This window comes from Staphylococcus sp. HMSC072E01, from assembly GCF_001814125.1.
GTDB classification, from domain to species: domain Bacteria; phylum Bacillota; class Bacilli; order Staphylococcales; family Staphylococcaceae; genus Staphylococcus; species Staphylococcus hominis.
Window position 1 is genome coordinate 319,946 of the sequence record NZ_KV814962.1, and the last position, 22,313, is coordinate 342,258.

Genomic DNA, 22,313 nt, shown 5'->3' on the forward strand with positions numbered 1-22,313 from the left:
AGAGATGTGATATAAGTGATTGAATTTGCTAATATACCAGTTAAACTATCACTGATTGATTTCATTGCTGAATTAATTTTCGCTGTTACATCACTTGGTAATTTATCCATTTGATTTAATGAGAAATTAACCACTTGTTCTGCATCACGTTGTAAAGTTGGTGTTGCTTTGATTAAATTATTAACATTAGAAATAATAATAGGAGCAATGAAAGCTACTACGATAGCGATAATAGCGATTAATACGATAAAGATAGTTAAAATACTTGCCCAACGTGGGAAACCCCATTTTTCCAAAAGTGTTTGAAAAGGTAAGCAGATATAAAATAAAAATCCACTTAATAAGAATGGAAGAAACACTGAACCTATAATAGTTGCTATAGGTGTAAATACACTATGCACTTCCATAAATAACTTTATAAGTACGAACAGGATGATTAAGAAAATTCCAGTTCGAAACCATACTTTATTAAGCATAGACTTACTTCCTCCTAAAGTAATCAATTCATTAGTAATAAGTATATCTTAAATAAGAGATGTTAAAAAGGAAAAGTTGATTAACTAAAAAATAATTATATTATAATATTTAATTGTATAAAAATATATGAGCTTAATTAAACAATTCTTAATTCTCTTAAAAAAGTATATAGAATCTAAAATAAAAAAGCTTATTATAAACGTTTATATCACTGTCACTAATAAATAAAATTGATACAATATGAATATATATGAAGGAGAGAGGATAATATGGAAGAATTTAAAGCTGGAAAAATTAATAAATATATTTTAAATAGTAAAATTCTAGAAAGAGATATCACATTGTCGATTTATCTTCCAGAAGATTTTACTGAATTATTTAAGTCTCAGGTGATTATTTGTTTTGATGGATTGGACTTTTTCCGATTTGGAAGGATTCAGCGTGAATATGAACGTCTAAGAAAAGAAGAACGTATTGAACGTGCTATTATTGTTGGATTTCATTATGAAGATGTTGAGAAACGTAGAGAAGAGTTTCATCCTCAAGGTAGTCGTAGTCAAAAGACGATTCAGTCAGTAGTTAAAGAACTTTTACCTTTCATTGATCAAACGTTTCCTACATATAAGGTGGGAAATTCTAGATTATTAATAGGAGATAGTTTAGCTGGAAGTATTGCCTTTCTTACTTCATTGACTTATCCTTCAATATTTAGTCAAATAGCTATGTTTAGTCCGCACTCAGATCATACTGTTCTTGAAAAATTTGAGACATGTAAGCAACGTAATCGATTAACGATTTGGCATGCGATCGGTAAAGATGAAGTCGATTTTAAATTACCAACGACTGGTGAGCAAGCTGATTTTTTAACTCCAAATAGAAAGCTATCAAACCTTATTGAACAAGATGAGCGTGTCACTTACGTATACAATGAATTTAATGGTAGTCATAATTGGAAATCATGGAAACCTATGATCGGAGATATTCTCTATTATTTTTTAAATAATAATCATAGTACATATGAATAGTCTACAAATCTTTTTCGAAAGCCTTTTCAAAAAATGTTGTATCTAATAACGTATTAAATAAAATTTTGATATAATAGAAGTATGTTAAACAAAGGAGGAATTTCAATGAAGATAGGATTAGCACTTATTCCGTCACAATCATTTCAAAATGAAGTAGATGGCTATCGTAAGCGTTATGATACGGAGTATGCACGTATTATGTCACATATTACGATTAAACCTCACTTTGAACTTAAAGAAACAGAATTAGATTCATTTAAAGACGAAGTTAAACAAAAATTAGATGGATTTAAACCTGTAGAGGTCCACGTGACAAAAGCTTCAAGCTTTAAACCGACAAATAATGTTATTTATTTTAAAGTTGAAAAAACAGAAGAATTAGAAAATTTATTTAATACATTTAATACCGAATCATTTTATGGTAAAGCTGAACATCCATTCGTTCCTCATTTTACGATTGCTCAAGGTTTAACGAGTCAAGAATTTGAAGATATATTTGGTCAAGTGAAGCTTGCAGGGGTAGACCATAGAGAAACCATCGATGAACTTTCATTGTTACATTACAATGAAGATGAAGATAGATGGAACATTGTTGATAGTTTTAAACTAGCATGATATGTATATAAAAAAGAAGTCAAAACTAAAATGTTTTGACTTCTTTTTTTAAGAATATTTTTAATGCTTTTTACTTTTGATAAAATAAATGCCATAAAAAATAGCGAGTAATAGAAAAATGAAAGCTGAGACATAGAATGTATTATTTAATCCATTTGAGAATTGAGCGATAAGGCCTCCGAAAAGAGGACCAATCATTGAACCAAAGCCTTGGACACTATTAAATACACCCCAAGTTTCTTCTTGTTCAGACGGATCGATATGTCCAGCCATAAAAGTATTCCAAGCAGGTAATAAAATGCCATACATTAAACCTATAAAGGCGGCAACTATCCATACAACAATAATATTGTTAACTAGTGAGAGACCAAAAATAAATAGCGTAAACAATATGAATCCTACAAAAATAACGGTATACATAAAGCCAGTGCTATTTTTATCGATTATTTTAGATAAAAATAACATTGATATTGCACAACCAATACCACCAATAGCGATAGCAACAGTATATTCAATAGTTGTTACCCCCACAACTTTTGTAGCATACGTCGGCAATATTGGAAGCAAAGCTGATATTGAAGCACCTTGCAACAAAATACCTGGGAATAAAATCATATGACGCTTCATTACTTCTACGATTTGACCTAATTGTTCTTTTACAGGTTTAGTATTGTAATTTGTGAGTTTTACATCTACAAAATAATAAAGTATCCATGCAATAATGACGACAAGAGACATCGTGAATGCAAAACGCGTTGGATGTATTTTAACTAGAACATTCATAAACGCCCAGCCTACAAGCAAACCTAATAACCATGCAAAATATACATAACCCATTTGTTTGCCACGTTGACTTTCTTCCACACTAGATAACATGATTACCCATATTGGACTGACTGCAATTCCTAGCATAATTGCACTAATAATGATAATGATAGGATGAGCTGGAAAGAAAATAATTAGAAACAAGCTTAAAAAAGCTAATAAAAAACCTAAATTAAGGACAATTTTAGTCCCAAATTTCTTTAATAAAAAACCAATCACAAAGTTTGTAGCTGCATCTGAAATAAAATGAATAGATAACGCTGCTGAAGTCACAGCTACAGCGATAGAGGTTACAGTAGGTAAATAGTTAACATAACTTAATACATACATTCCCCTAGCAAATTCCATTAAAAATAAAATAACGAGCATTATTTTAAAGTTTTTACTTATGCTTTTATTGTTTGACAAAGAACTTAGCATATAATGGCACCTTTCCATAAATTTCTTGCTGTTGAGATGAATGATTGAGCATATTCAATAAATCGATACAAAGTCGATGAGTTGAATAATCTACTCTATCCTGACGCATTGTATTTATCATTAGAGTTAATTTGTTCGAATCATGTGTTAATTCAGAGACAATATCAATTGCATCTTCAGGAGTATTAGCAATTCTACCATACCCTTTTTCTTGGAAATAATACGCATTTTCTAGTTCTTGTCCTGGAGCAGGATTTAAGAAAATCATTGGGATACTTCTTGTCAAACCTTCGGATATCGTAATCCCACCTGGTTTAGTAATCATTAATTGACTTGAAGCCATCCATTCATTCATATGTTTTGTATATCCTAAAATGAGAACGTTGTCGTAAGATTTAAATCTAGCTTCCAAATTACGTTTAAGTCCTTTACTTCTACCACAAATCATAACGACTTGAGAATGAGGACTTTTTTCTAAGATACGTTCTATCATATGTTCAAAACCTTTTGATACTCCAAAAGCACCTGCAGACATAAGGATAGTATTTTTTTTAGGATCTAAATGATATTTTTTTAGCCAAGCCTGTTGATCAATATCCGCTTCAAATTTATCAGAAATAGGGATACCCGTGACTTTAATTAAGGATGCCGGTACACCAACGTTTACAAAGTCTTCTTTTGTATCTTCAGTAGCCACATAATATTTATGAGAATTTGGAGTAATCCAGTTCTTTTGTAGACGATAATCCGTCATGACTGTTGCGATAGGGATACGCATGTTAAATTGTTCAGTTAATACTGACATCACGGGCGTTGGAAAAGTCATTAAAATCAAGTCAGGCTTTTCTTTTAAAAGTAGGTTAATCAGTTTATTTAAACCATAGTATTTATAAAAACATTTATCTAATTCATCTGGTCGACTATAATAAAAGTTTTTATACATATTTCTAAAATATTTAAAGCTATTGATATACCATTTTTTACAAATAGACGTAAGGATGGGATGTGCTTCCATAAATAAATCATGCTCAATAACAGAAATATGAGATAGATTCATGTCATACAATTGATTGACAATACTTTGTGTCACTTGTAAATGACCATTCCCAAATGATCCAGTGATAATCAATATCTTTTTATTTTGAGTAACCATTAATAGTCACCCTCCAATAATTTAAGTTTAATCCATCGAATGATGTATTACAGTAAAAATACATACTAGGATAAATAATATGTATTTCATTCAAGAAAGTCATAAAATTTATTTATAGTGAATTATAGCATATTCGAACAATGATTACTTTAACTTTATACCCTTATCCTAGCACTAATAAAGTGAAATGTATGGGGCTTACACTAAGATAAGAAAAAATTTATAAATAATTAACTTGGAATTAATATTAATAATATGGAACAAACAAAAGTTATTTGATTTTGAGTAGTTCAGAATTTACTTTTTTAGGTGAGAATAAATTTATCAACAACTTTAAAATGTGTATAATAGAGATATTGAAAAAAAGGAGCGATACATTTTGAATGCGAATGAGTTGTTCAATAAAATAAGAGTTAAACAAGTTATAGGAACTTTAGATATAGATATCACTGATATTACTACAGATTCACGAACTGCTAGTGGAGAAAGTATCTTTGTAGCTTCTAAGGGATATACTGTAGATAGTCATAGATTTTGTCAAAATGTCATTGATCAAGGAACTAAAATTATAGTTGTAAATCGTAAGCAAGAAGTTAAAGGAGAAGTAACACAAGTTATTGTACCTGATACTTTAAGAGTAGCCAGTATATTAGCGCATACATTATTTGATTATCCAAGTCAACAACTCACTACCTTTGGCGTCACTGGTACAAATGGTAAAACTTCAATCGCGACGATGATTCACTTAATTTACAGAGGATTAGACAAAAATAGTGCATATTTAGGTACGAATGGATTTCAAATTAATGAAGAAAAAACAAAGGGGGCAAATACTACTCCTGAAACTGTATTGCTTACTAAGAAAATTAAGCAAGCTGTAGACAGTAAGGCTGAAGCAATGACTATGGAAGTCTCAAGTCATGGATTAGCTCTAGGACGATTAAGAGGGGTAGAATTTGATGTAGCTATTTTTTCAAATTTAACACAAGATCATTTAGACTTTCATGGCACAATGGAAGCTTATGGACATGCTAAATCATTACTATTTAGTCAATTAGGTGAAGATTTATCAAAAGAAAAGTATGTGGTATTAAATAATGATGATGATTTCTCTAAATATTTAGAAACGGTAACACCATTTGAAATATTAACATATGGTATAGATAATGAAGCACAGTTTATGGCTCAAAATATCAAAGAATCTTTACAAGGTGTACAATTTGATTGTGTTACTCCATTTGGCACGTATCATGTTTCATCACCATATGTAGGTAAATTTAATATCTCAAATCTTATGGCAGCTATGATAGCAGTGTGGAGTAAAGGAGTCGATTTCAAAGATATCGTAGAAGTGGTAAAATCTTTAGAACCTGTTGAAGGGCGTCTAGAGGTTTTAGATCCATCACTTCCAATCGATTTAATTATTGATTATGCACATACTGCTGATGGTATGAATAAACTGATTGATGCAGTGCAACCTTTTGTTAAACAAAAGCTCATCTTTTTAGTAGGTATGGCTGGCGAACGTGATTTAACAAAAACGCCTGAAATGGGGGCTGTTGCATGTCGAGCAGACTATGTTATTTTTACACCTGACAATCCAGCAGATGACGATCCTAAAATGTTGACTGCGGAACTTGCTAAAGGTGCAACGCATAATAACTATGTAGAATTTGAAGATCGAGCTGAAGGCATTAAACATGCTATCGAAGTCGCGAATCCAGGTGATACAGTTGTACTTGCTTCTAAAGGTAGAGAACCTTATCAAATTATGCCAGGACACGTGAAAGTGCCACATCGTGACGATTTAATTGGTTTAGAAGCTGCGTATAAAAAGTTTGGAAAATCCAACTATGATCATTAAGCAACTTTCTGAACAAAATGAAATAATCAATGTCTATCTATATGAACATGTGCATCATTCTTATTATATGATAGCTATTCCAGATATGTTTTGGTCTGTAGAATTAAATGCACAACTCAATGAACAGGAAATAAATGAAGAGTTAATAATGCAATTATTTACATTTAAAGAAGAAAGTGAAGCATTGCGTATAGCTTCTCAGTTATCTAAGTGGATAATAAAGGATTTAAAGGAGAATAATGAATGAGTTTAAAAGAAGAAATAGAATCAAGAAAGACGTTTGCTATTATTTCACACCCGGATGCTGGTAAAACGACGCTAACTGAAAAATTATTATATTTTAGTGGTGCTATTCGTGAAGCGGGTACTGTAAAAGGAAAAAAAACAGGGAAATTTGCAACCAGTGACTGGATGAAAGTAGAACAAGAACGTGGTATTTCTGTAACCAGTTCAGTCATGCAGTTTGATTATGATGATTATAAAATTAATATTCTAGATACACCAGGACACGAAGATTTTTCTGAAGATACATACCGAACATTAATGGCGGTTGACAGTGCAGTAATGGTTATCGATTGTGCAAAAGGGATCGAACCCCAAACATTAAAATTATTTAAAGTATGTAAAATGAGAGGCATTCCTATCTTTACTTTTATCAACAAATTAGACCGTGTAGGTAAAGAGCCATTTGAACTATTAGAAGAAATAGAAGAAACGTTAAATATTGACACATACCCAATGAATTGGCCAATAGGAATGGGACAAAACTTTTTTGGTATTATTGATCGTGAGACTAAAACTATTGAACCTTTTAGAGATGAAGAGAACATATTACATTTAAATGATGAGTATGAACTTGAAGAAGAACACACCATTGGCAATGATAGTGCTTTCGAACAAGCGATTGAAGAATTTATGTTAGTTGAAGAAGCTGGCGAAAAATTTGACAATGGAGCATTATTAAATGGCGATTTAACTCCTGTATTTTTTGGCTCAGCATTGGCTAATTTCGGGGTTCAGAATTTCTTGAATGCATATGTAGATTATGCGCCTATGCCTAATGCTCGTCAGACGAATGAAGAAGTTGAAGTTAGCCCGTTTGATGACGAGTTCTCGGGTTTTATATTTAAAATTCAAGCGAATATGGATCCAAAACATAGAGATAGAATTGCTTTTATGAGAGTAGTCAGTGGCGCGTTTGAAAGAGGTATGGATGTGACCTTGCAACGTACCAATAAAAAACAAAAAATCACACGCTCTACCTCTTTTATGGCAGATGATAAAGAAACCGTCAATCACGCTGTAGCTGGAGATATTATTGGATTATACGATACAGGTAACTACCAAATTGGTGATACATTAGTTGGAGGTAAACAAAAATTTAACTTCCAAGATTTACCACAATTTACACCTGAAATTTTCATGAAAGTCTCTGCTAAAAATGTTATGAAACAAAAACATTTCCATAAGGGAATTGAACAGCTTGTGCAAGAAGGTGCGATTCAATATTATAAAACACTTCATACGAATCAGATTATTCTCGGTGCAGTGGGTCAATTACAATTTGAAGTATTCGAGCACAGAATGAAAAATGAATACAATGTAGATGTCGTCATGGAACCTGTAGGTAGAAAAATTGCACGTTGGATTGAAAATGAAGAGGATATTCAAGATAAGATGAACACGTCACGTTCTATTTTAGTGAAAGACAGATATGATAAGTTTGTTTTCTTATTTGAAAATGAATTTGCTACACGTTGGTTTGAAGAAAAATTCCCAGATATTAAACTATATAGTTTATTATAAAAAATGACAATATAAGGTTTAATTTAAAATAATAATAAAGAGATACAATATTTTTAGCTTTAACATTGTTTATATATACCCAATCTGGTTATAATACTCTTAACAAATAAATACCTATGACTTAATGTCAGAGGGGAGTAACTTGAGAATTTGAGGGGCTATATTACTAACATCTTAAATTCAGCATTTTATCGTCATTACGAAGTTGATACTTCCGGTAAAATGAGCAAATTTGCTAAGTGAGACCTTTGCTATGAATTAGCATAGGTCTTTTTATTTGTAAAAAATAAATAAAGGAGCTGTCTTTTCATGGATCCAAGCTTAATTTTACCTTATTTGTGGGTAATATTAGTGTTAGTATTTTTAGAAGGATTACTAGCAGCAGATAACGCGGTTGTAATGGCAGTAATGGTTAAGCATTTACCACCAGCACAGCGTAAAAAAGCATTATTCTATGGTTTACTAGGAGCATTTATTTTCCGTTTTATTGCTTTATTTTTAATTAGTATTATTGTGAATTTCTGGTTTATTCAAGCGATTGGTGCTGCATACTTAATTTTCATGTCTATTAGAAATCTTTGGAATTTCTTCCATAAGAAAGATGAAGAGGAACAAGTTGGGGATGAACATCATTATGATGAAACTGGCGCTGAAAAGAAAGTAAGTGCTGGAAAATTTTGGGCTACCGTATTTAAAGTAGAGTTTGCTGACATTGCCTTTGCAATTGATTCTATGTTAGCAGCAATGGCTATTGCAGTGACACTTCCTAAGATGGGTATTCATTTTGGCGGTATGGATTTAGGTCAATTTGGAGTCATGTTCACCGGTGGTATGATTGGTGTTATTTTAATGCGTTTTGCAGCAACATGGTTTGTTGATTTATTAAATAAATATCCAGGTTTAGAAGGTGCCGCTTTCGCAATTGTTGGCTGGGTAGGTATTAAATTAGTAGTTATCGTATTAGCTCATCCAGATATTGGCGTATTATCAGAAGACTTCCCACATAGTACGTTATGGCAAGCAATCTTCTGGACTGTAATGATTTTATTAGTTGTGATTGGATGGTTAACATCAGTAAGAAAAAATAAAAAGAATGCTAAGCATTAGATGTAATCGAAACCTTTTGAAGTTTTTTTATAAAAGACTTCAAAAGGTTTTTTCAATTAATAACTATTTGTCAAATATTTTTAGAAAATATTTGACAATCGTTTGCTTATTAACACTAATGATATTAAAATTTAAGTAATATATAAATTAATTCAGATAGATATATAACCACATAAAAGTAAATCATTTTTTAGTGATATATATTGTGATTTCAAGGTTAGGAGTGGGCATCTTTGGATAATGATAAAAAACAAGTGATACCGCGTAGTAAATATGGGCGTAAACGTCACGAATACTTTCATAATGAAGAACGCGAGGAACGTATTGAACGTGAAAGACAAAAGCGTGAACATTTAGCGGAAAAAGAACAGCATCAAGCAAAAGTAAATGAAGAACGTGTCAAAGATAATTTAAGAAAAGCTAGAATTGAGAAATTAACACAAGAAGAAATTCAACAACAACAACATTTAGCTAAGTTAAGATCAAAAAGAGATGCATCAAAAACAGCTAAAAAAAATAATAGGCATCATTTAACTCTGCCTGAAGAACAACATCTTAAACAAGAAGACATACATAATGAGAAATTGAAACAGCAAAAACCAATTTCGAGTAATGGCTCAAAAAGTGAAAATGAAACGAATAAATCTATAGAACCAACTTATAGTAGATTGAATAAAAATAATGAATCTCGTCAAAAGTCTAAAAAAGAAAAAGACAATCAGCATAATGATACAATTAAAACACAATCTAAACATCCAACAATAACTGAAGAATCATACACTTCAACTAAGGATAAAGAATCAATCCATACTGAGAAAGAACAAATGTCAACTCAGCAACATTCAACTCAAGTAGAACATACTAAGAGTGAACAATCAAAGCACATATCTAATTCTGATAAGAATACGACAGAAAATATATCGGATCAACAACCTCATGAATCACATGAACAATCAGCAAATGATACACAAAATAAGATCGTTGACTTTTTAAAAGAACATTGGATTAAAATTTTAATCGCAATTGCTTTAATATTAATCTTAGTTTTAGTAAAAGCTATTTTTACTGAACCTTCTCAAGAACAACATTCAAATCAAACACATACACAAGATAAGAAGTACACAACAACTATGAAAAACGCTAATAATACTGTCAGATCAGTGGTAACAGTAGAAAGTGACGCACCTAAGAATACTTCAGTTCAAACAACAAATTCAAAATCAGATAATGAACTTGGCTCAGGTGTCGTCTACAAAACTGTAGGCGATACTTTTTTTGTATTAACAAATACGCATATTGTTGGTGAAGCGGATAAAGTTAAGATTACATATGGAGAGAATAAAAGTATAAAAGGTGACGTTGTCGGAAAAGATAAATGGTCAGATATTGCAGTAGTAAAAGCAAAAATCAATAATAAAAATATTAAACCTATCCATATTGGAAATTCAAATAAATTAGTTTTAGGGGAATCGATATTAATTGTAGGTAATCCTCTAGGAGAAGAGTTTAGAAATACGGTATCTAAAGGGATTATTTCAGGGTTAAATCGATTGGTTCCTGTTGATTTTGATAAAGATAATAAAAATGATGAATTGATGCAAACGTTTCAAATTGATGCTTCCGTTAATCCTGGACATTCAGGTGGAGCTGTAGTTAATAAAGATGGGGAGCTTATTGGTATCGTCTCATTAAAAATTAATATGCCAAGTATAGAAGGAATGGGTTTTGCTATTCCCATTAATGAAGCTAAATCAATTGCTAAAGAGCTTGAAAAAAATGGAAAAGTAAATTATCCCAATACTGGAATAGCTTTAGAAAATGTGAATGATTTAAATCATTATGAACGCTCACTTTTAAAATTACCTAATGATATAAATGATGGGATTTTAGTGAAAAAATTAAAAGATGACGGTTTAGGTAAAAAATCAGGTTTAAAAATTGGTGATGTCATTGTAAAATTAGAAGGTAAAACATTAAAAGATAATTTGCAGTATAGACACATCCTGTTTAACCATCGACAAGATTTAAAAACGTTATCGGCTAAAATTTACAGAGATGGAAATATTCAAGATATAGAAATTAATTTGAAATGACATTGAGGTGACAAACTAATGTCTATTTTCAGTAAATTATTCAAAAAATCAACGCCTCAACAAGGTATTGTTTTATATTATTTAATTGCAATTGTCGTTGCATTTTTATTACTCAATTTACCTTTTGTACATAAACCTGGCGTGAAGGTAAGTCCTATAGATACGTTGTTTGTAGCTGTATCTGGAATTAGTGTGACCGGTTTAACGCCTGTCAGTATTATTGATACCTATTCATCATTTGGCCAACTTATCATTTTAATTATCTTAAACATCGGTGGCATAGGCGTAATGGCGATAGGTACAGTGTTGTGGGTAGTACTTGGTAAACACATTGGTATGCGCGAACGTCAACTTATTATGCTTGATAATAATAAAGACACAATGAGTGGGACAGTTAAGCTTATTATTGAAATTGTTAAAACAATCATGACTATCGAAATTGTAGGTGCACTCTTGCTTGCATTTTATTTTTACAGAGATAATCCTGATTTGAAAAATGCTTTAATGCAAGGTTTGTTTGTATCTATTTCAGCTACTACAAATGGTGGGTTAGATATTACTGGTCAATCGCTAGTTCCATATGCCAAAGATTACTTTGTACAAACTATTGTAATGTTTTTAATTATTCTTGGATCAATTGGTTTTCCAGTATTACTTGAAATCAGAGCTTATATACGAAACAGAGTAAGTCATTTTAGATTTTCTTTATTTACTAAAATTACAACAACGACTTACTTTTTCCTATTTATATCTGGATTTTTATCTATTTTAGCACTTGAGTACAATCATGCATTCAAAGGATATAATTGGCATCAATCTTTATTCTATGCATTATTTCAATCTGCAACTACACGTAGTGCTGGATTACAAACCATTGATGTGACAAACTTTAGTGATGCAACAAATGTCATTATGAGTATTCTCATGTTTATTGGATCTTCTCCGAGTTCAGTAGGAGGAGGTATTCGAACAACGACATTTGCGATACTTATTTTATTTGTGATTAATTTTAATAACAATACAGAAAAATCATCGATTAAAGTATTTAATAGAGAAATTCATACCATCGATATACAGCGTTCTTTTGCTGTGTTTATAATGGCGACAGTACTTACTTTTGTAAGTATCATTATTATATTAGCAGCAGAAGCCAATAATTTATCATTCTTACAGGTATTTTTTGAAGTCATGTCTGCATTTGGAACATGTGGCCTATCACTTGGGGTGACAGATAATATTAGCAGTATTACTAAGGTAGTCTTAATGCTTCTTATGTTTATAGGACGTGTCGGTTTAATATCATTTATTATTATGATATCTGGGCGTAAAGAACCTGATAAATTTAGTTATCCAAAAGAAAGAATTCAAATTGGATAAACAGAGAAAGGAAAGTGGGATACATTCATTTTGAATTCGTTATCCCACTCTTTTTTGTATATAGATAGTTATGTTTTAAATGAAAAAGTAATATCGTTATTGAAATGAATCGTGATACCAATCAAAAAACCTTTTCTTAGTTTTAGCAACTAAGAAAAGGTTTTTATCCATGAAAAATAAGTAATAAAATGATGGCAACAATTTGACCTAAAGACGATGTAACAATACGTCTTGTATACTGATAACTCAATGATAATATGACTTGAGCTATAAAGATAAAAATAACAATCCACCATTTATCAAGATAGATAAATAAAGAACTAGAACATAATGCAGGTATTAAAATTGTTATCCAGCGAGGTAGTCTGAATTTATTTAACTCTTTTTGTAAGACAGCACGCATGTATAACTCATGACAAGGAATGACAAATAAGATAGTAATTAACATTTGCCATTTAAAATATACACCTGTTCTTGATAATTCTTTAATTAATTCGGTATAAGTAATTTGTGACGATATAAGTGAAAATATAAGTTGTATTATCACTAATACAACACCTGTGATTACGCCCACACCAATAGAGGTTAATAGACGTTTTGATGTGATATCCCGTTGATAAAATACATAACTAATGCCAGCAATTAACATTATACCAGTATATAAATACCAATATTCTTGATGTTCTCCCCACATTATAAATAAGATGAGATGAAATACAATAAAACTTGCAACAAACCAAATTAAGGGTTTAGATGTATTTTTCATTTAATATTAACCTTCTTATTCAACGATTTTATATCGTTTGTGATTAATAACTGTTTTTTCAGGTAAATCTAGTTCATTAAAATTTTCCATAATTGTCAAATCAACAATAACTGAATTATCATTAATTTTTTCAACACGGCCTCTTAAACCGTCATAAAATTCTACAATATTTCCAACTTCTGCAACAGTCATTTCGAGTCCTCCTCAAATCATAGCTAGACTATATTGTACTAAAATTTACACTACAAATAAACAAATATATACTAAAATTAGAAAATATTATATTATTTTTGAAAATAATGCCATAATTAAATTAAACAATCGATAATGGATGATGTATTGCATTGTTAAATTTTAAAAGAAAGAGAAAGGTGAGTACTATGAAATTTGTAAGTAATAATAATATTACTGACCCTACAATTAACCTAGCTATGGAAGAATATGTACTTAAACATTTACCTGCAGATGATAGTTACTTTTTATTTTATGTTAATGAACCCTCAATCATTGTAGGTAAAAATCAAAATACAATTGAAGAAGTTAATAAACAGTATGTAGATGATCATCATATTCATGTTGTACGACGAATTTCTGGAGGAGGAGCTGTGTATCATGATAAAGGAAATTTGAATTTTAGCTTTGTAACGAGTGATGATGGTAACAGTTTTCATAACTTTAAGAAATTTACTGAGCCTATTGTTCAAGCTTTACAATCTATGGGTGTAGATGCAGAAATGACAGGCCGTAATGACATTCAAGTAGACACAGCTAAAATTTCCGGAAATGCTATGGTTAAGGTTAAAAATCGTATGTTTAGTCATGGTACATTAATGCTAAATAGCGATTTAGAAGAAGTACAAAACGCTTTAAAAGTGAACCCTAAAAAAATTCAATCTAAAGGTGTGAAGTCTGTACGTAAACGCGTAGCAAACATTGAAGAATTTTTAGATGAATCTATTACAATCGATCAATTTAAGCAAATCATTTTAAAAACTATCTTTGGTGAGCATGAAGTAGAGGAATATCATTTAACGGAAGAAGACTGGAACAATATTAAGCAATTAAGCAATGAAAAATATCGTACTTGGGATTGGAATTATGGTAAAAATCCTAAATATAATTTTGAACGGGACGAGAAGTTTGAAAAAGGATTCATTCAAATTAAATTTGATGTCAAAAAAGGAAAAATTGAACATGCTAAAATCTTTGGCGATTTCTTTGGAGAAGGAAATGTCAATGAATTAGAAGATGCTTTAGTAGGAACATTACACGATTATACTCATATAAAAGAAGTAATGGAAGACTATGACTTTTATCATTACTTTGGTGATATTGATAAAGACAGTATATTGAAATTAATGGCGTATTAGTTTCAATATAAAAAAGGAGTCAAATTGTAGAAACAATGGCTCTTTTTTTTATATAAAAAAACCCTTTACTTAAAAAAGTAAAGAGTTACATGACGGAAACGGAGGGATTGTCTGTTGCCTTTAAATAGGCGCTTTTAAGCACTTCGTTGTCGACTTGTTGTCGGTTTGAGATACCTTAGAAAAAAGAGAGTTTTGAATCTAACATTTCATCTTCTTGTAACTTCATTTCATCTAGTAAATGACTATACACTCGCCATGTAATTTCTATGTTGGCATGGCCAAGTCTTTTACTAACATATTGTATACTAAATCCATGGCCTAATAACATTGAAGCGTGAGTATGTCGTAATGAGTGAAGTCCATAGTCACTTTTTAATTCATGTTTGGCCAGAATATTTCTCATTGCAGTTGTCACTGCTTTATTAGTGATGAGTGAAACACCAGTATTAAATATATAGCCATCTTTATGAAGCGGTCTAGAATTGATTACTTCTATTATGTGTTTCATATCCTTAGAAGTAATGGTCACATAACGATCAGCTGATTTTGTTTTAGTTCCTCTCAAATGAATAGTATTCTTACTCTTATTAATATCCATTCTTTTGAGTTTCTGAACTTCTCCAAATCTTGCTCCAGTCGCTATTAGAATGTAAATTGCTAGGTATGATAAATGTGATTTAGTTGAAGCGGTCTGCTTTAACAGTTGATAATCTTTTAAAGATAAATACTTTTGTTTTTCACTCATTGCTGCTTTTTTCTCATATATTGGCGCATTCCAAGTTGGGTCTTTATAAATTAGACGTTCATTTAATGCATCTTTGAATGCTTGAGAAAAACAATTATTTAATTTTTTTACGCTTTCTTTTGTTCTTCCTTCTTTACGACCACCAATAAATTGACCTTCAGCATATTCTTTAAGCATTTCTCTATAACCTAATTGGCTAACATCTTTAATAAGAATAGAACCAAATTTTTCTTCAAAGACATTTAAAGCGCTATAATATCTATTTAGCGTAGATTGAGACACTCTATCTACCTTATTAACTTTTATCCATCTTTCAAAGTATTCTATAAAAGTAATATCATCTGCTAATTGACCGCCTCTACTCAAATCAATATATAATTCTTTTTCAGCTTGTGAAGCATCTCTTTTAGTTCTAAAACCTCTTTTTCTGTATCTCTTACCATTATATTGAAAGTCATAAGTCCAAGTGCTATTGATTTTTTTTACAGACATAAATTTCCTTCCTTTCTAAAGTGATGATTGTATTAAAAATTCACCTCCTTTAAAGAACGTACGTTCGCATTAATTGTTAAAAAATAATAAGGGTAGATGGACTACCCTGAAAGTGCATAAAAAAAGGACTAGGCATTGTATGCCTAGTCCGTCGGATTGGTTACCGAAAGTATAAATATTTGTCGGATTGGTTACCGAAAGTATATTTATATGTTACCAGACATCTATTAAAATGTAAAATCTTTAATTTAAGTAATTGGCTTTAATATAATTATCGATAATATCTAGGGAATTTTGTGAAAGAGTAATTTGACCTATAGGATCCATATTGTTCAATCTACTAATTCTCTTTTTACTAATAGTTATTATATGGTTCATGTCGATATAAGTATTTTTGCCTAAATATCGTTGGTATCTATTAAATATTTTGTCTATATTTTCAGTATCTCTCATATTTTTATTTAGCATATTTCTAGCAGAGTTTAAATCTTTTTTAGTTTTTATACCAGAATCAAGTAATTTTTCTAACTTATCAGAATTAGATTGTATACCTTTTAAATTTTTATATAATTGCTTAACTGCTAATTCTAAAAAATGATCTTCTAATTCGATTGTTCGCTTATTATTTTTAGATGTTAAAGGGATTACAACTAACTGATCTTTAAATGCATGATCGTTCTTTTCAAAAACTACACAAAAATGATTTCCAGAAAACTCACTGCCTATATTTATTCCAAATTTCGCGTAGAGTATAACACCCTTTTTATACGCTTTATTCTTATTTCTATATTTAGGTATTTCTTTTATAAACATTTCTGATTCAAATTTCAACCAGTCATTTAAATATTTGAATTTTTTATTTTGACTTTTAAATGCTGTATCAAAATTTTTGGACGCTAGTTTGATTATTTTATCAATTGAATGAAATATAGCGATCTCCCTCCTTTGTTTATATCAAATTATCATTACAATATAATAGATAAGCTAAGTACTTAATTATTTATTAGCTATTTGTTTCAACAACTCGATAATTTCCTCATTTTGTTCTTGTATTTTGTTATTTTGTTTAATAATTTCGTCATTTTGTGCTATTTGCACGTAAGTGTTTGTTTTCATATCTTTATAATGAACAAATTTAGCTTGTTCTTTTTGGCTAAGGTGAGTACCAACGCCAATCAAATTATAAATATCCTCAAAACTATTAGCTTTATTTTGAAAATAAAAAGCATTAGATGTAATTTTAGTTGGATTATTTATCCCTTGTTTTTCAATGCTTTTTTCACGATAAGCTTCATTTTTTTCTTGAACGCTAGTAAAATCGTTATCCATTCCGATTGCTTTGTTTACTTCTTCATTAAGCGTAGGATCATTATTCCTTTGTAAATTAGCCAATCTTATCTGTTCTTCAGCGCTTAGTAAGTCGATTGCTTTTTTACCTTCTTTAGATAATCCACTTTTTATTAAGCCTATAGCGTAACCATTTTTAAAACCTATATTTTTAGACATGTAAATCCCCCTTAATTCCCATCTTTATATTCAAACACACGCAATGGTTCAAATTGAATAAGTATTTACCATATCGAGTGGAATAATCATATTTTTGAACTTCTTCTTTTGCTCGTCATTTAAATCGTTATAGTTCAGGCTTATATTACTAGTGTATTGACTATGTTGATTAGAAATATTCGTTGTTTCTGTTTCTACTTCTGAATTTTCATTTCTCCTTTATCCCACCATTAGTATGGTAAAATAATTAATTTGCGTAAATGTTATTTTAGCTCTTTTTCAATCTCTTCACCCTTAGCTCTACCTTTATCATCTACTTCAGTTTTAGGATCTTTCTTTTTCTTTGCGCTCTCTTCTACATCTTTAGTGCCACATGCGCCTAAAATTAATGTGGTTGTGAAAATTAATGCTAAGAATTTTTTCATTATATATATCCTTTGATTTATTTTTAATAATAAGATTTTACACAAATATCAATTTCTTATTTGAAAACAATTTTATCTTCATCATAAGCATCAACTGAATAACCTACATATGCATGTGTTTTTAATATTAAATGTTTTGGTTCGCTTTTAAATTCATATTCATAAATATTAAATTTGAATTCTTCTGTTATTGTATGGTGTTCTTTTAATTCAACATTTGTGTGTAATGTAAATGTTTGTAATTCATTTTCTAAAACAGGAAATTGACTCTTTTTATCAGGATTTTCATATCTTTCTACTAAAGTTAATGAAATTTTGTTAATAGTTTGAGAAGAATTACCACCCTCTATTCTTACAATTCCTTCCAAAGTATCATTACTATGAATACTTTTATTTTTTACTAAAGTTTCAACCTTCACAGAGTTTATTCCAATAGAAGCAAGAAGATTTTCAAACATAGAACCAAATCCTTTCTGATTAAATATTTTAATTAAACAATTACCATAACACTAATCAATTTTATGCAACTTATAAACCCTCAACGGCTCAAAAGTAATAACATATTTACCACAACGAGTTGAGTGTCCAAATTTTTGCTGATAATGATTCAAAGTTTGAAGTACAAATGATTCGCTTACTTCAAAATAATCAGCTAATTCATATAAATTATGAACATTTTGTAGGTATGCACTTATTAATTCTTTAAGAGGTATTAGAATTTCACAGGCCAACCTACGAGCTTTTAACTCATATTTTCTACTTTGTACATCTTTGTCATCGAGTATGTTTCCATAAGTAATTTCATGGTGTGCTAGTTCTTCCGCTAAAGTTTCCAATTTTATTGTAGTAGGGCGATTACTATTAATAAATATTTCGCCATTCATATAGAAACCAGACATAAACTTAGGTATGCTTCCAGTTTCGTTTATAGATATGTAATCATACTTTTTTAATAAATCTTCGTATCTCCCCATACAAAACACACCTTATTTTTTTCTATTTCTGATAAATTGAATAAATTGTTCTACTTCTTTTTGCTCATCTTCAGTTAAATCTGAATAATCTAAATGAGCAGCCATTGTATCTTGATTTTTTTGAGGGTTAAATGATGGATCGATATCAGATTTATTTACATTTAACGCATCAGCTATTTTTTGAACATTTTCAGGATTAATTAATGTTTTATTGTTTAAATAGTCAGAAATTGTACTGCGTGAAATTCCAGATTTATTTGCTAAGTCTAATTGTCTTAAACCTTGTGCTTTCATAAATTTTCTAATATTAGTAGATATTTGAAGTTTCAATTCGTAATTTCTATCCATATTTTTTACCTCTCGAAAAAAATTTTAATTTGTAATTTGATAATTCCATTATATAGGAAGGGAAACGTATAAACAAGCATTTTTCCGAATTTATCCGAATATTTTTCTTTGAAACGGAATTTTCCGTTTGACATTCCGGATTAACTCGGTTTATAATTAGTACATACTTAAAGAAAGCGAGGGATAAAAGAAATGCAAATTACTATGAGAGCTGCTAGAGTTAACGCTGGTTTAACACAAGAGAAAGCATCTAAAAGGCTTGGTATTAATGCTGACACTCTTTCTAGATATGAGAAAGATAACTCTAGAATACCTAGAAATATTATTGCGGAAATTCCAAAAGTTTATTTTATAGATAGCGATAATATTTTTTTTGGTGAAGAAACCGAGTTTTTTCGGAATTTATCTAAAGAGAATACAAAAGAAAATATAGAAACTTAATAATTAAAAACTCAGTGAGTTTCAACGCTCACATTGAACGTATAAGAGCGAGAGTGAGCGACGATATGAGCCATGCCACAATACATTATTAGGTCATTGCCAAGACTGTACGTTGAATGTGGGCGTTGAATGAAGAAGTTAAAGGAGGAACTAAAAAATGAATGAAAAAATCAATTACGCAAAAATAGCGCTCTTAACTATTATCTTGGCAGACCTAGTTAAGAACACTATTAAAAAGAACAAGGCAACAATAACTACTGAGTCATTTATTATACCGAAAGACTCTGAAAGTGTTAATGACTCTGCTCGTCGTCTTTTAAAATCTGTCGAGCAACATTGTAAATGAGCGTTTCGGAATAACGCTTAGAACATTCGTTCATAGCTAGTGAATATAAAAATTCTTCTGAGAAACCTTCAGAATTATCTCTTTTTAATTCTGATAATAAATTACGAAAGTATTCACTATCGTTACCAAATTGCTTTTCAACCTCTGGTTGGAAAGAACTAAAATATTTTTCAAATTCATACCAAGTCATATAAATCACCTCCAAAGGTGATTATACCAAACAATCGAACAAGCAAATTAATGGAGGTCGCTATGAATATACAAGAGGCAACAAAGTTAGCTATAGAAAGAGGTAAGTCTATTTATAGAAAAGATTTAAGAAATAAAGGGTTAAGAGGCGAAATCTTGCCTACAAACGACTCGTATCACGGTATGCTGTATACCATTCCAGATAAGAAGTCCTATAAGCAAAGATGGCAACCGTTGGCAGAGGACTTAGTATCTGATGAATGGTTTGTGACAGGAGAGGAATTAAGCTCCTACTAGTTTTTTTAAATCTATTAAAGCGTTTATGAGTTTTTTAGCATTATTTTTATATAAATTTTCCATTTCGATGATTGCTTTAGGATTGATTATTAGTTCAGCGAACCCGTCACCGCCATATCCAAGTATAACGTATTCATTTGAAGAAAGCTCTTTTGTGTAAGTCACAAAGTCGTCAAAATTAAAACCTAAAAAGTAATCATGATGCACTTGTTCATCATCATAAAAATAACGAGCCATTTCTTCAGAATACCCTTCATCTAAACGGTCTTTATATATTTTATAAAAATGATGCAAAACAAAATTTGCTTCGTTTGTAAGCATATTTATCACCTCCTAATAAGGAGTATAGCAGAAAGATAAATTTATATATTAACCCACAATCGAACAAACAACTTAAAGGAGGAAATGGGATGATTCAAAAAATCAAAATTGCTAAGGAGAAAAATAAGTTAAAACTTAATTTGTTGAAACATGCAAATATCAATCTGAAAACAAGAAACAACCCTGAACTGTTGCGAGCAGTTGCAGAGTTGCTTAAAGAGATTAAGTAAATTCCACAGTAAGAATTTGTTCTGCTTCAACACTTTTATACCAAATATCAAACAGACAGATTAAGGAGGTATAACAATGACAAAAAGAATAAAAGGATTGCAACGAGACACTTTAATTTATTTAGATAAAAATTTAAGTCAAAGACAAAGAGAGCTAAAAAAATCTATTGATAAATCTACTAGCGAAAGTAAATTATCTTACGCAGAAATAAACGAAGTTCTCTACCTAATCGATAGAGAACAACAGTACCTAGCTAATCATCGTCGCTAAGTTGAAATTGACTAAAGAAATCTTTATCAGCTTTTTCAGAATCAACAATGTATTTTTCGTACTGTTCCTTAGTTCCGCCAAGAACGTATTCAGTATTGTAATAGGCTTGTCCATTATCCAAAATATCAATTAATTTTGTACCAACATGAACAAGTTCCCAGCCGTTTTTGAGAAAGCTATTAGCAGATTCTTTAGCCATATCATCGTTAAAAGATAAAAGATGATAATAATTTTTCATGAGATTTTCACCTCCCTTCATTAAGGGATAAATCAATTATACATGAAAGGAGCATACAAAATGAGTCAAACATTAACAGTGAACATACCAGATACACACGTACTGATACCTAAAGTAGAACTTGAAAAGTTAATTAGTCAAACATTGCCAGTCACTTGGACAATGGAAGATCTCATTAAAGAATCTAAATTGAGTAGGTATCTAATATTTAAAAGAATATTAGAAGTCCCTAGATTCAATAAGTATTTAAAAGAAAATGGAATTTGGTTTGAAGGGCAAGGTGGAAGTTCATCACATTATTTTGATGCTGAACTAATGCGGAAGTTCTTAAAAGATTATAAGAAAGAAATTTATAACGGTTAATCAAAAAATCACTAAAAGGAGGTGATACAGATGTCGTATTCAGAAGCAGCATTTATTGTCGCAAGTCTAATATTCACATTAGTTTCAATCATACTAATTACTGCACAATTTTATATTATGCACGCGCTAGGTATTTCACTATTTGCAGCAGTAACAACGTTTCTCTATTTCGATAAAGAATTCGAGAAATTAAAAAAAGACTGAATGCTATCGGCAAATAGCAAACAGT

30 protein-coding genes and 1 riboswitch are annotated in these 22,313 nt (G+C 30.4%); of the genes, 15 read left to right on the plus strand and 15 right to left on the minus strand.

The features are described from left to right. A partial coding sequence (locus HMPREF2953_RS03445) for an AI-2E family transporter (RefSeq protein ID WP_141754082.1) occupies positions 1-476 on the minus strand: 476 nt, incomplete at its 3' end. Positions 477-746: 270 nt separating this feature from the next. On the opposite strand from HMPREF2953_RS03445, the gene HMPREF2953_RS03450 reads away from it, so the two are divergent. Together HMPREF2953_RS03450 and HMPREF2953_RS03455 are read left to right on the plus strand one after the other, a co-directional pair. After that, positions 747-1,502, plus strand: coding sequence for an esterase family protein (locus HMPREF2953_RS03450; RefSeq protein ID WP_070671779.1), 756 nt, complete (start codon positions 747-749; stop codon positions 1,500-1,502). Between the two features lie 105 nt (positions 1,503-1,607). Next, positions 1,608-2,117: a 2'-5' RNA ligase family protein gene (locus HMPREF2953_RS03455; protein ID WP_070671781.1), complete on the plus strand. Its 510-nt coding sequence runs from the start codon at positions 1,608-1,610 to the stop codon at positions 2,115-2,117. Positions 2,118-2,177: 60 nt separating this feature from the next. Here HMPREF2953_RS03455 and ltaA read toward each other — a convergent pair whose 3' ends face one another. Beyond that, positions 2,178-3,362, minus strand: a complete 1,185-nt coding sequence (gene ltaA, locus HMPREF2953_RS03460) for a lipoteichoic acid biosynthesis MFS flippase LtaA (protein ID WP_070671783.1) — start codon at positions 3,360-3,362, stop codon at positions 2,178-2,180. After that, positions 3,337-4,515 carry a diglucosyl diacylglycerol synthase gene (locus HMPREF2953_RS03465; protein WP_070671784.1) on the minus strand — a complete coding sequence of 393 codons (1,179 nt, stop codon included), beginning with the start codon at positions 4,513-4,515 and terminating at the stop codon, positions 3,337-3,339. Before HMPREF2953_RS03465 ends, ltaA begins: the two co-directional genes overlap by 26 nt. Positions 4,516-4,894: 379 nt before the next feature. Here HMPREF2953_RS03465 and HMPREF2953_RS03470 point away from each other — a divergent pair, with 379 nt between their 5' ends. The 6 genes from HMPREF2953_RS03470 (at position 4,895) to HMPREF2953_RS03495 (ending at position 12,762) form a co-directional block, all read left to right on the plus strand. Next, positions 4,895-6,379, plus strand: a complete 1,485-nt coding sequence (locus HMPREF2953_RS03470; protein ID WP_019835803.1) for a UDP-N-acetylmuramoyl-L-alanyl-D-glutamate--L-lysine ligase — start codon at positions 4,895-4,897, stop codon at positions 6,377-6,379. Further along, on the plus strand, positions 6,369-6,626 hold the full coding sequence (locus tag HMPREF2953_RS03475) for a YueH family protein (protein ID WP_002448049.1): 258 nt from the start codon (positions 6,369-6,371) through the stop codon (positions 6,624-6,626). Before HMPREF2953_RS03470 ends, HMPREF2953_RS03475 begins: the two co-directional genes overlap by 11 nt. Next, positions 6,623-8,185, plus strand: a complete 1,563-nt coding sequence (locus HMPREF2953_RS03480) for a peptide chain release factor 3 (RefSeq protein WP_002455523.1) — start codon at positions 6,623-6,625, stop codon at positions 8,183-8,185. Before HMPREF2953_RS03475 ends, HMPREF2953_RS03480 begins: the two co-directional genes overlap by 4 nt. 120 nt (positions 8,186-8,305) lie before the next feature. Continuing rightward, positions 8,306-8,438, plus strand: a riboswitch (yybP-ykoY riboswitch). Between the two features lie 56 nt (positions 8,439-8,494). Continuing rightward, positions 8,495-9,292, plus strand: coding sequence for a TerC family protein (locus HMPREF2953_RS03485; protein WP_070671786.1), 798 nt, complete (start codon positions 8,495-8,497; stop codon positions 9,290-9,292). A 233-nt stretch (positions 9,293-9,525) separates the two neighbouring features. Continuing rightward, a complete protein-coding gene (locus HMPREF2953_RS03490) occupies positions 9,526-11,385 on the plus strand; it encodes a trypsin-like peptidase domain-containing protein (RefSeq protein ID WP_070671788.1) in 1,860 nt (619 codons plus the stop codon). 18 nt (positions 11,386-11,403) lie between these two features. Beyond that, complete coding sequence (locus tag HMPREF2953_RS03495) at positions 11,404-12,762, plus strand: TrkH family potassium uptake protein (protein WP_070671790.1); 1,359 nt, start codon at positions 11,404-11,406, stop codon at positions 12,760-12,762. A gap of 163 nt (positions 12,763-12,925) precedes the next feature. Here HMPREF2953_RS03495 and HMPREF2953_RS03500 read toward each other — a convergent pair whose 3' ends face one another. Together HMPREF2953_RS03500 and HMPREF2953_RS03505 are read right to left on the minus strand one after the other, a co-directional pair. After that, positions 12,926-13,528: a CPBP family glutamic-type intramembrane protease gene (locus HMPREF2953_RS03500; protein WP_002448227.1), complete on the minus strand. Its 603-nt coding sequence runs from the start codon at positions 13,526-13,528 to the stop codon at positions 12,926-12,928. Positions 13,529-13,543: 15 nt separating this feature from the next. Beyond that, a complete protein-coding gene (locus HMPREF2953_RS03505; protein ID WP_002448045.1) occupies positions 13,544-13,720 on the minus strand; it encodes a YkvS family protein in 177 nt (58 codons plus the stop codon). A 188-nt stretch (positions 13,721-13,908) separates the two neighbouring features. Here HMPREF2953_RS03505 and HMPREF2953_RS03510 point away from each other — a divergent pair, with 188 nt between their 5' ends. After that, positions 13,909-14,898: a lipoate--protein ligase gene (locus HMPREF2953_RS03510; RefSeq protein ID WP_070671791.1), complete on the plus strand. Its 990-nt coding sequence runs from the start codon at positions 13,909-13,911 to the stop codon at positions 14,896-14,898. A 175-nt stretch (positions 14,899-15,073) separates the two neighbouring features. On the opposite strand, the gene HMPREF2953_RS03515 is transcribed toward HMPREF2953_RS03510, so the two are convergent. From HMPREF2953_RS03515 to HMPREF2953_RS03540, 7 genes are all read right to left on the minus strand, one after another. Then, entirely contained in the window at positions 15,074-16,135 is a 1,062-nt protein-coding gene (locus HMPREF2953_RS03515; RefSeq protein ID WP_070548387.1) for a site-specific integrase, read from the minus strand. 243 nt (positions 16,136-16,378) lie between these two features. Next, positions 16,379-16,948 carry a type II toxin-antitoxin system PemK/MazF family toxin gene (locus HMPREF2953_RS03520; protein WP_083310580.1) on the minus strand — a complete coding sequence of 190 codons (570 nt, stop codon included), beginning with the start codon at positions 16,946-16,948 and terminating at the stop codon, positions 16,379-16,381. Positions 16,949-17,131: 183 nt separating this feature from the next. Beyond that, positions 17,132-17,641: a hypothetical protein gene (locus HMPREF2953_RS03525; protein WP_070671796.1), complete on the minus strand. Its 510-nt coding sequence runs from the start codon at positions 17,639-17,641 to the stop codon at positions 17,132-17,134. 263 nt (positions 17,642-17,904) lie between these two features. Continuing rightward, the gene (locus HMPREF2953_RS11435) at positions 17,905-18,066 is read right to left on the minus strand and encodes a hypothetical protein (RefSeq protein WP_176746026.1); all 162 of its coding nucleotides are present in this window, start codon (positions 18,064-18,066) and stop codon (positions 17,905-17,907) included. 56 nt (positions 18,067-18,122) lie between these two features. After that, positions 18,123-18,524 (minus strand): sporulation protein, encoded by a 402-nt coding sequence (locus tag HMPREF2953_RS03530; protein WP_070671798.1) that lies wholly within the window; start codon positions 18,522-18,524, stop codon positions 18,123-18,125. A gap of 51 nt (positions 18,525-18,575) precedes the next feature. Next, positions 18,576-19,040, minus strand: coding sequence for an ImmA/IrrE family metallo-endopeptidase (locus HMPREF2953_RS03535; protein ID WP_070671800.1), 465 nt, complete (start codon positions 19,038-19,040; stop codon positions 18,576-18,578). Between the two features lie 12 nt (positions 19,041-19,052). Next, the gene (locus HMPREF2953_RS03540) at positions 19,053-19,388 is read right to left on the minus strand and encodes a helix-turn-helix domain-containing protein (protein ID WP_037541310.1); all 336 of its coding nucleotides are present in this window, start codon (positions 19,386-19,388) and stop codon (positions 19,053-19,055) included. Positions 19,389-19,580: 192 nt separating this feature from the next. On the opposite strand from HMPREF2953_RS03540, the gene HMPREF2953_RS03545 reads away from it, so the two are divergent. Continuing rightward, positions 19,581-19,829, plus strand: coding sequence for a helix-turn-helix domain-containing protein (locus HMPREF2953_RS03545; protein WP_256263309.1), 249 nt, complete (start codon positions 19,581-19,583; stop codon positions 19,827-19,829). A 293-nt stretch (positions 19,830-20,122) separates the two neighbouring features. On the opposite strand, the gene HMPREF2953_RS03550 is transcribed toward HMPREF2953_RS03545, so the two are convergent. Next, positions 20,123-20,365: a hypothetical protein gene (locus HMPREF2953_RS03550; protein WP_070671802.1), complete on the minus strand. Its 243-nt coding sequence runs from the start codon at positions 20,363-20,365 to the stop codon at positions 20,123-20,125. 62 nt (positions 20,366-20,427) lie between these two features. Between HMPREF2953_RS03550 and HMPREF2953_RS03555 the strand changes: the two genes are divergently transcribed. Continuing rightward, positions 20,428-20,661, plus strand: coding sequence for a Thoeris anti-defense Tad2 family protein (locus tag HMPREF2953_RS03555; RefSeq protein ID WP_070671804.1), 234 nt, complete (start codon positions 20,428-20,430; stop codon positions 20,659-20,661). On the opposite strand, the gene HMPREF2953_RS03560 is transcribed toward HMPREF2953_RS03555, so the two are convergent. Then, positions 20,647-20,982, minus strand: coding sequence for a hypothetical protein (locus HMPREF2953_RS03560; RefSeq protein WP_070671806.1), 336 nt, complete (start codon positions 20,980-20,982; stop codon positions 20,647-20,649). The two genes, HMPREF2953_RS03555 and HMPREF2953_RS03560, sit on opposite strands and share 15 nt — an antisense overlap. An 89-nt stretch (positions 20,983-21,071) precedes the next feature. On the opposite strand from HMPREF2953_RS03560, the gene HMPREF2953_RS11440 reads away from it, so the two are divergent. Next, on the plus strand, positions 21,072-21,212 hold the full coding sequence (locus HMPREF2953_RS11440; RefSeq protein ID WP_176746027.1) for a hypothetical protein: 141 nt from the start codon (positions 21,072-21,074) through the stop codon (positions 21,210-21,212). A gap of 76 nt (positions 21,213-21,288) precedes the next feature. Beyond that, on the plus strand, positions 21,289-21,483 hold the full coding sequence (locus HMPREF2953_RS03565; RefSeq protein WP_070671807.1) for a hypothetical protein: 195 nt from the start codon (positions 21,289-21,291) through the stop codon (positions 21,481-21,483). Here HMPREF2953_RS03565 and HMPREF2953_RS03570 read toward each other — a convergent pair. After that, the gene (locus HMPREF2953_RS03570; RefSeq protein ID WP_070671809.1) at positions 21,467-21,721 is read right to left on the minus strand and encodes a hypothetical protein; all 255 of its coding nucleotides are present in this window, start codon (positions 21,719-21,721) and stop codon (positions 21,467-21,469) included. The two genes, HMPREF2953_RS03565 and HMPREF2953_RS03570, sit on opposite strands and share 17 nt — an antisense overlap. A 60-nt stretch (positions 21,722-21,781) precedes the next feature. On the opposite strand from HMPREF2953_RS03570, the gene HMPREF2953_RS03575 reads away from it, so the two are divergent. Beyond that, positions 21,782-22,084, plus strand: a complete 303-nt coding sequence (locus HMPREF2953_RS03575) for a DUF771 domain-containing protein (RefSeq protein WP_070671811.1) — start codon at positions 21,782-21,784, stop codon at positions 22,082-22,084. Between the two features lie 30 nt (positions 22,085-22,114). Further along, a complete protein-coding gene (locus HMPREF2953_RS11220; protein WP_141754072.1) occupies positions 22,115-22,288 on the plus strand; it encodes a DUF1270 family protein in 174 nt (57 codons plus the stop codon). Positions 22,289-22,313: the final 25 nt, after the last annotated feature.

Bases quoted from the DNA above. Each gene is read 5' to 3' on its own strand.
- HMPREF2953_RS03450 (WP_070671779.1), top strand. From the start codon at position 747: ATGGAAGAATTTAAAGCTGGAAAAATTAATAAATATATTTTAAATAGT.
- HMPREF2953_RS03455 (WP_070671781.1), top strand. From the start codon at position 1,608: ATGAAGATAGGATTAGCACTTATTCCGTCACAATCATTTCAAAATGAA.
- ltaA (WP_070671783.1), bottom strand. From the start codon at position 3,362: ATGCTAAGTTCTTTGTCAAACAATAAAAGCATAAGTAAAAACTTTAAA.
- HMPREF2953_RS03465 (WP_070671784.1), bottom strand. From the start codon at position 4,515: ATGGTTACTCAAAATAAAAAGATATTGATTATCACTGGATCATTTGGG.
- HMPREF2953_RS03475 (WP_002448049.1), top strand. From the start codon at position 6,369: ATGATCATTAAGCAACTTTCTGAACAAAATGAAATAATCAATGTCTAT.
- HMPREF2953_RS03480 (WP_002455523.1), top strand. From the start codon at position 6,623: ATGAGTTTAAAAGAAGAAATAGAATCAAGAAAGACGTTTGCTATTATT.
- HMPREF2953_RS03485 (WP_070671786.1), top strand. From the start codon at position 8,495: ATGGATCCAAGCTTAATTTTACCTTATTTGTGGGTAATATTAGTGTTA.
- HMPREF2953_RS03495 (WP_070671790.1), top strand. From the start codon at position 11,404: ATGTCTATTTTCAGTAAATTATTCAAAAAATCAACGCCTCAACAAGGT.
- HMPREF2953_RS03500 (WP_002448227.1), bottom strand. From the start codon at position 13,528: ATGAAAAATACATCTAAACCCTTAATTTGGTTTGTTGCAAGTTTTATT.
- HMPREF2953_RS03505 (WP_002448045.1), bottom strand. From the start codon at position 13,720: ATGACTGTTGCAGAAGTTGGAAATATTGTAGAATTTTATGACGGTTTA.
- HMPREF2953_RS03510 (WP_070671791.1), top strand. From the start codon at position 13,909: ATGAAATTTGTAAGTAATAATAATATTACTGACCCTACAATTAACCTA.
- HMPREF2953_RS03515 (WP_070548387.1), bottom strand. From the start codon at position 16,135: ATGTCTGTAAAAAAAATCAATAGCACTTGGACTTATGACTTTCAATAT.
- HMPREF2953_RS03520 (WP_083310580.1), bottom strand. From the start codon at position 16,948: ATGTTTATAAAAGAAATACCTAAATATAGAAATAAGAATAAAGCGTAT.
- HMPREF2953_RS03525 (WP_070671796.1), bottom strand. From the start codon at position 17,641: ATGTCTAAAAATATAGGTTTTAAAAATGGTTACGCTATAGGCTTAATA.
- HMPREF2953_RS11435 (WP_176746026.1), bottom strand. From the start codon at position 18,066: ATGAAAAAATTCTTAGCATTAATTTTCACAACCACATTAATTTTAGGC.
- HMPREF2953_RS03530 (WP_070671798.1), bottom strand. From the start codon at position 18,524: ATGTTTGAAAATCTTCTTGCTTCTATTGGAATAAACTCTGTGAAGGTT.
- HMPREF2953_RS03535 (WP_070671800.1), bottom strand. From the start codon at position 19,040: ATGGGGAGATACGAAGATTTATTAAAAAAGTATGATTACATATCTATA.
- HMPREF2953_RS03540 (WP_037541310.1), bottom strand. From the start codon at position 19,388: ATGGATAGAAATTACGAATTGAAACTTCAAATATCTACTAATATTAGA.
- HMPREF2953_RS03545 (WP_256263309.1), top strand. From the start codon at position 19,581: ATGCAAATTACTATGAGAGCTGCTAGAGTTAACGCTGGTTTAACACAA.
- HMPREF2953_RS03550 (WP_070671802.1), bottom strand. From the start codon at position 20,365: ATGACTTGGTATGAATTTGAAAAATATTTTAGTTCTTTCCAACCAGAG.
- HMPREF2953_RS03555 (WP_070671804.1), top strand. From the start codon at position 20,428: ATGAATATACAAGAGGCAACAAAGTTAGCTATAGAAAGAGGTAAGTCT.
- HMPREF2953_RS03560 (WP_070671806.1), bottom strand. From the start codon at position 20,982: ATGCTTACAAACGAAGCAAATTTTGTTTTGCATCATTTTTATAAAATA.
- HMPREF2953_RS11440 (WP_176746027.1), top strand. From the start codon at position 21,072: ATGATTCAAAAAATCAAAATTGCTAAGGAGAAAAATAAGTTAAAACTT.
- HMPREF2953_RS03565 (WP_070671807.1), top strand. From the start codon at position 21,289: ATGACAAAAAGAATAAAAGGATTGCAACGAGACACTTTAATTTATTTA.
- HMPREF2953_RS03570 (WP_070671809.1), bottom strand. From the start codon at position 21,721: ATGAAAAATTATTATCATCTTTTATCTTTTAACGATGATATGGCTAAA.
- HMPREF2953_RS03575 (WP_070671811.1), top strand. From the start codon at position 21,782: ATGAGTCAAACATTAACAGTGAACATACCAGATACACACGTACTGATA.
- HMPREF2953_RS11220 (WP_141754072.1), top strand. From the start codon at position 22,115: ATGTCGTATTCAGAAGCAGCATTTATTGTCGCAAGTCTAATATTCACA.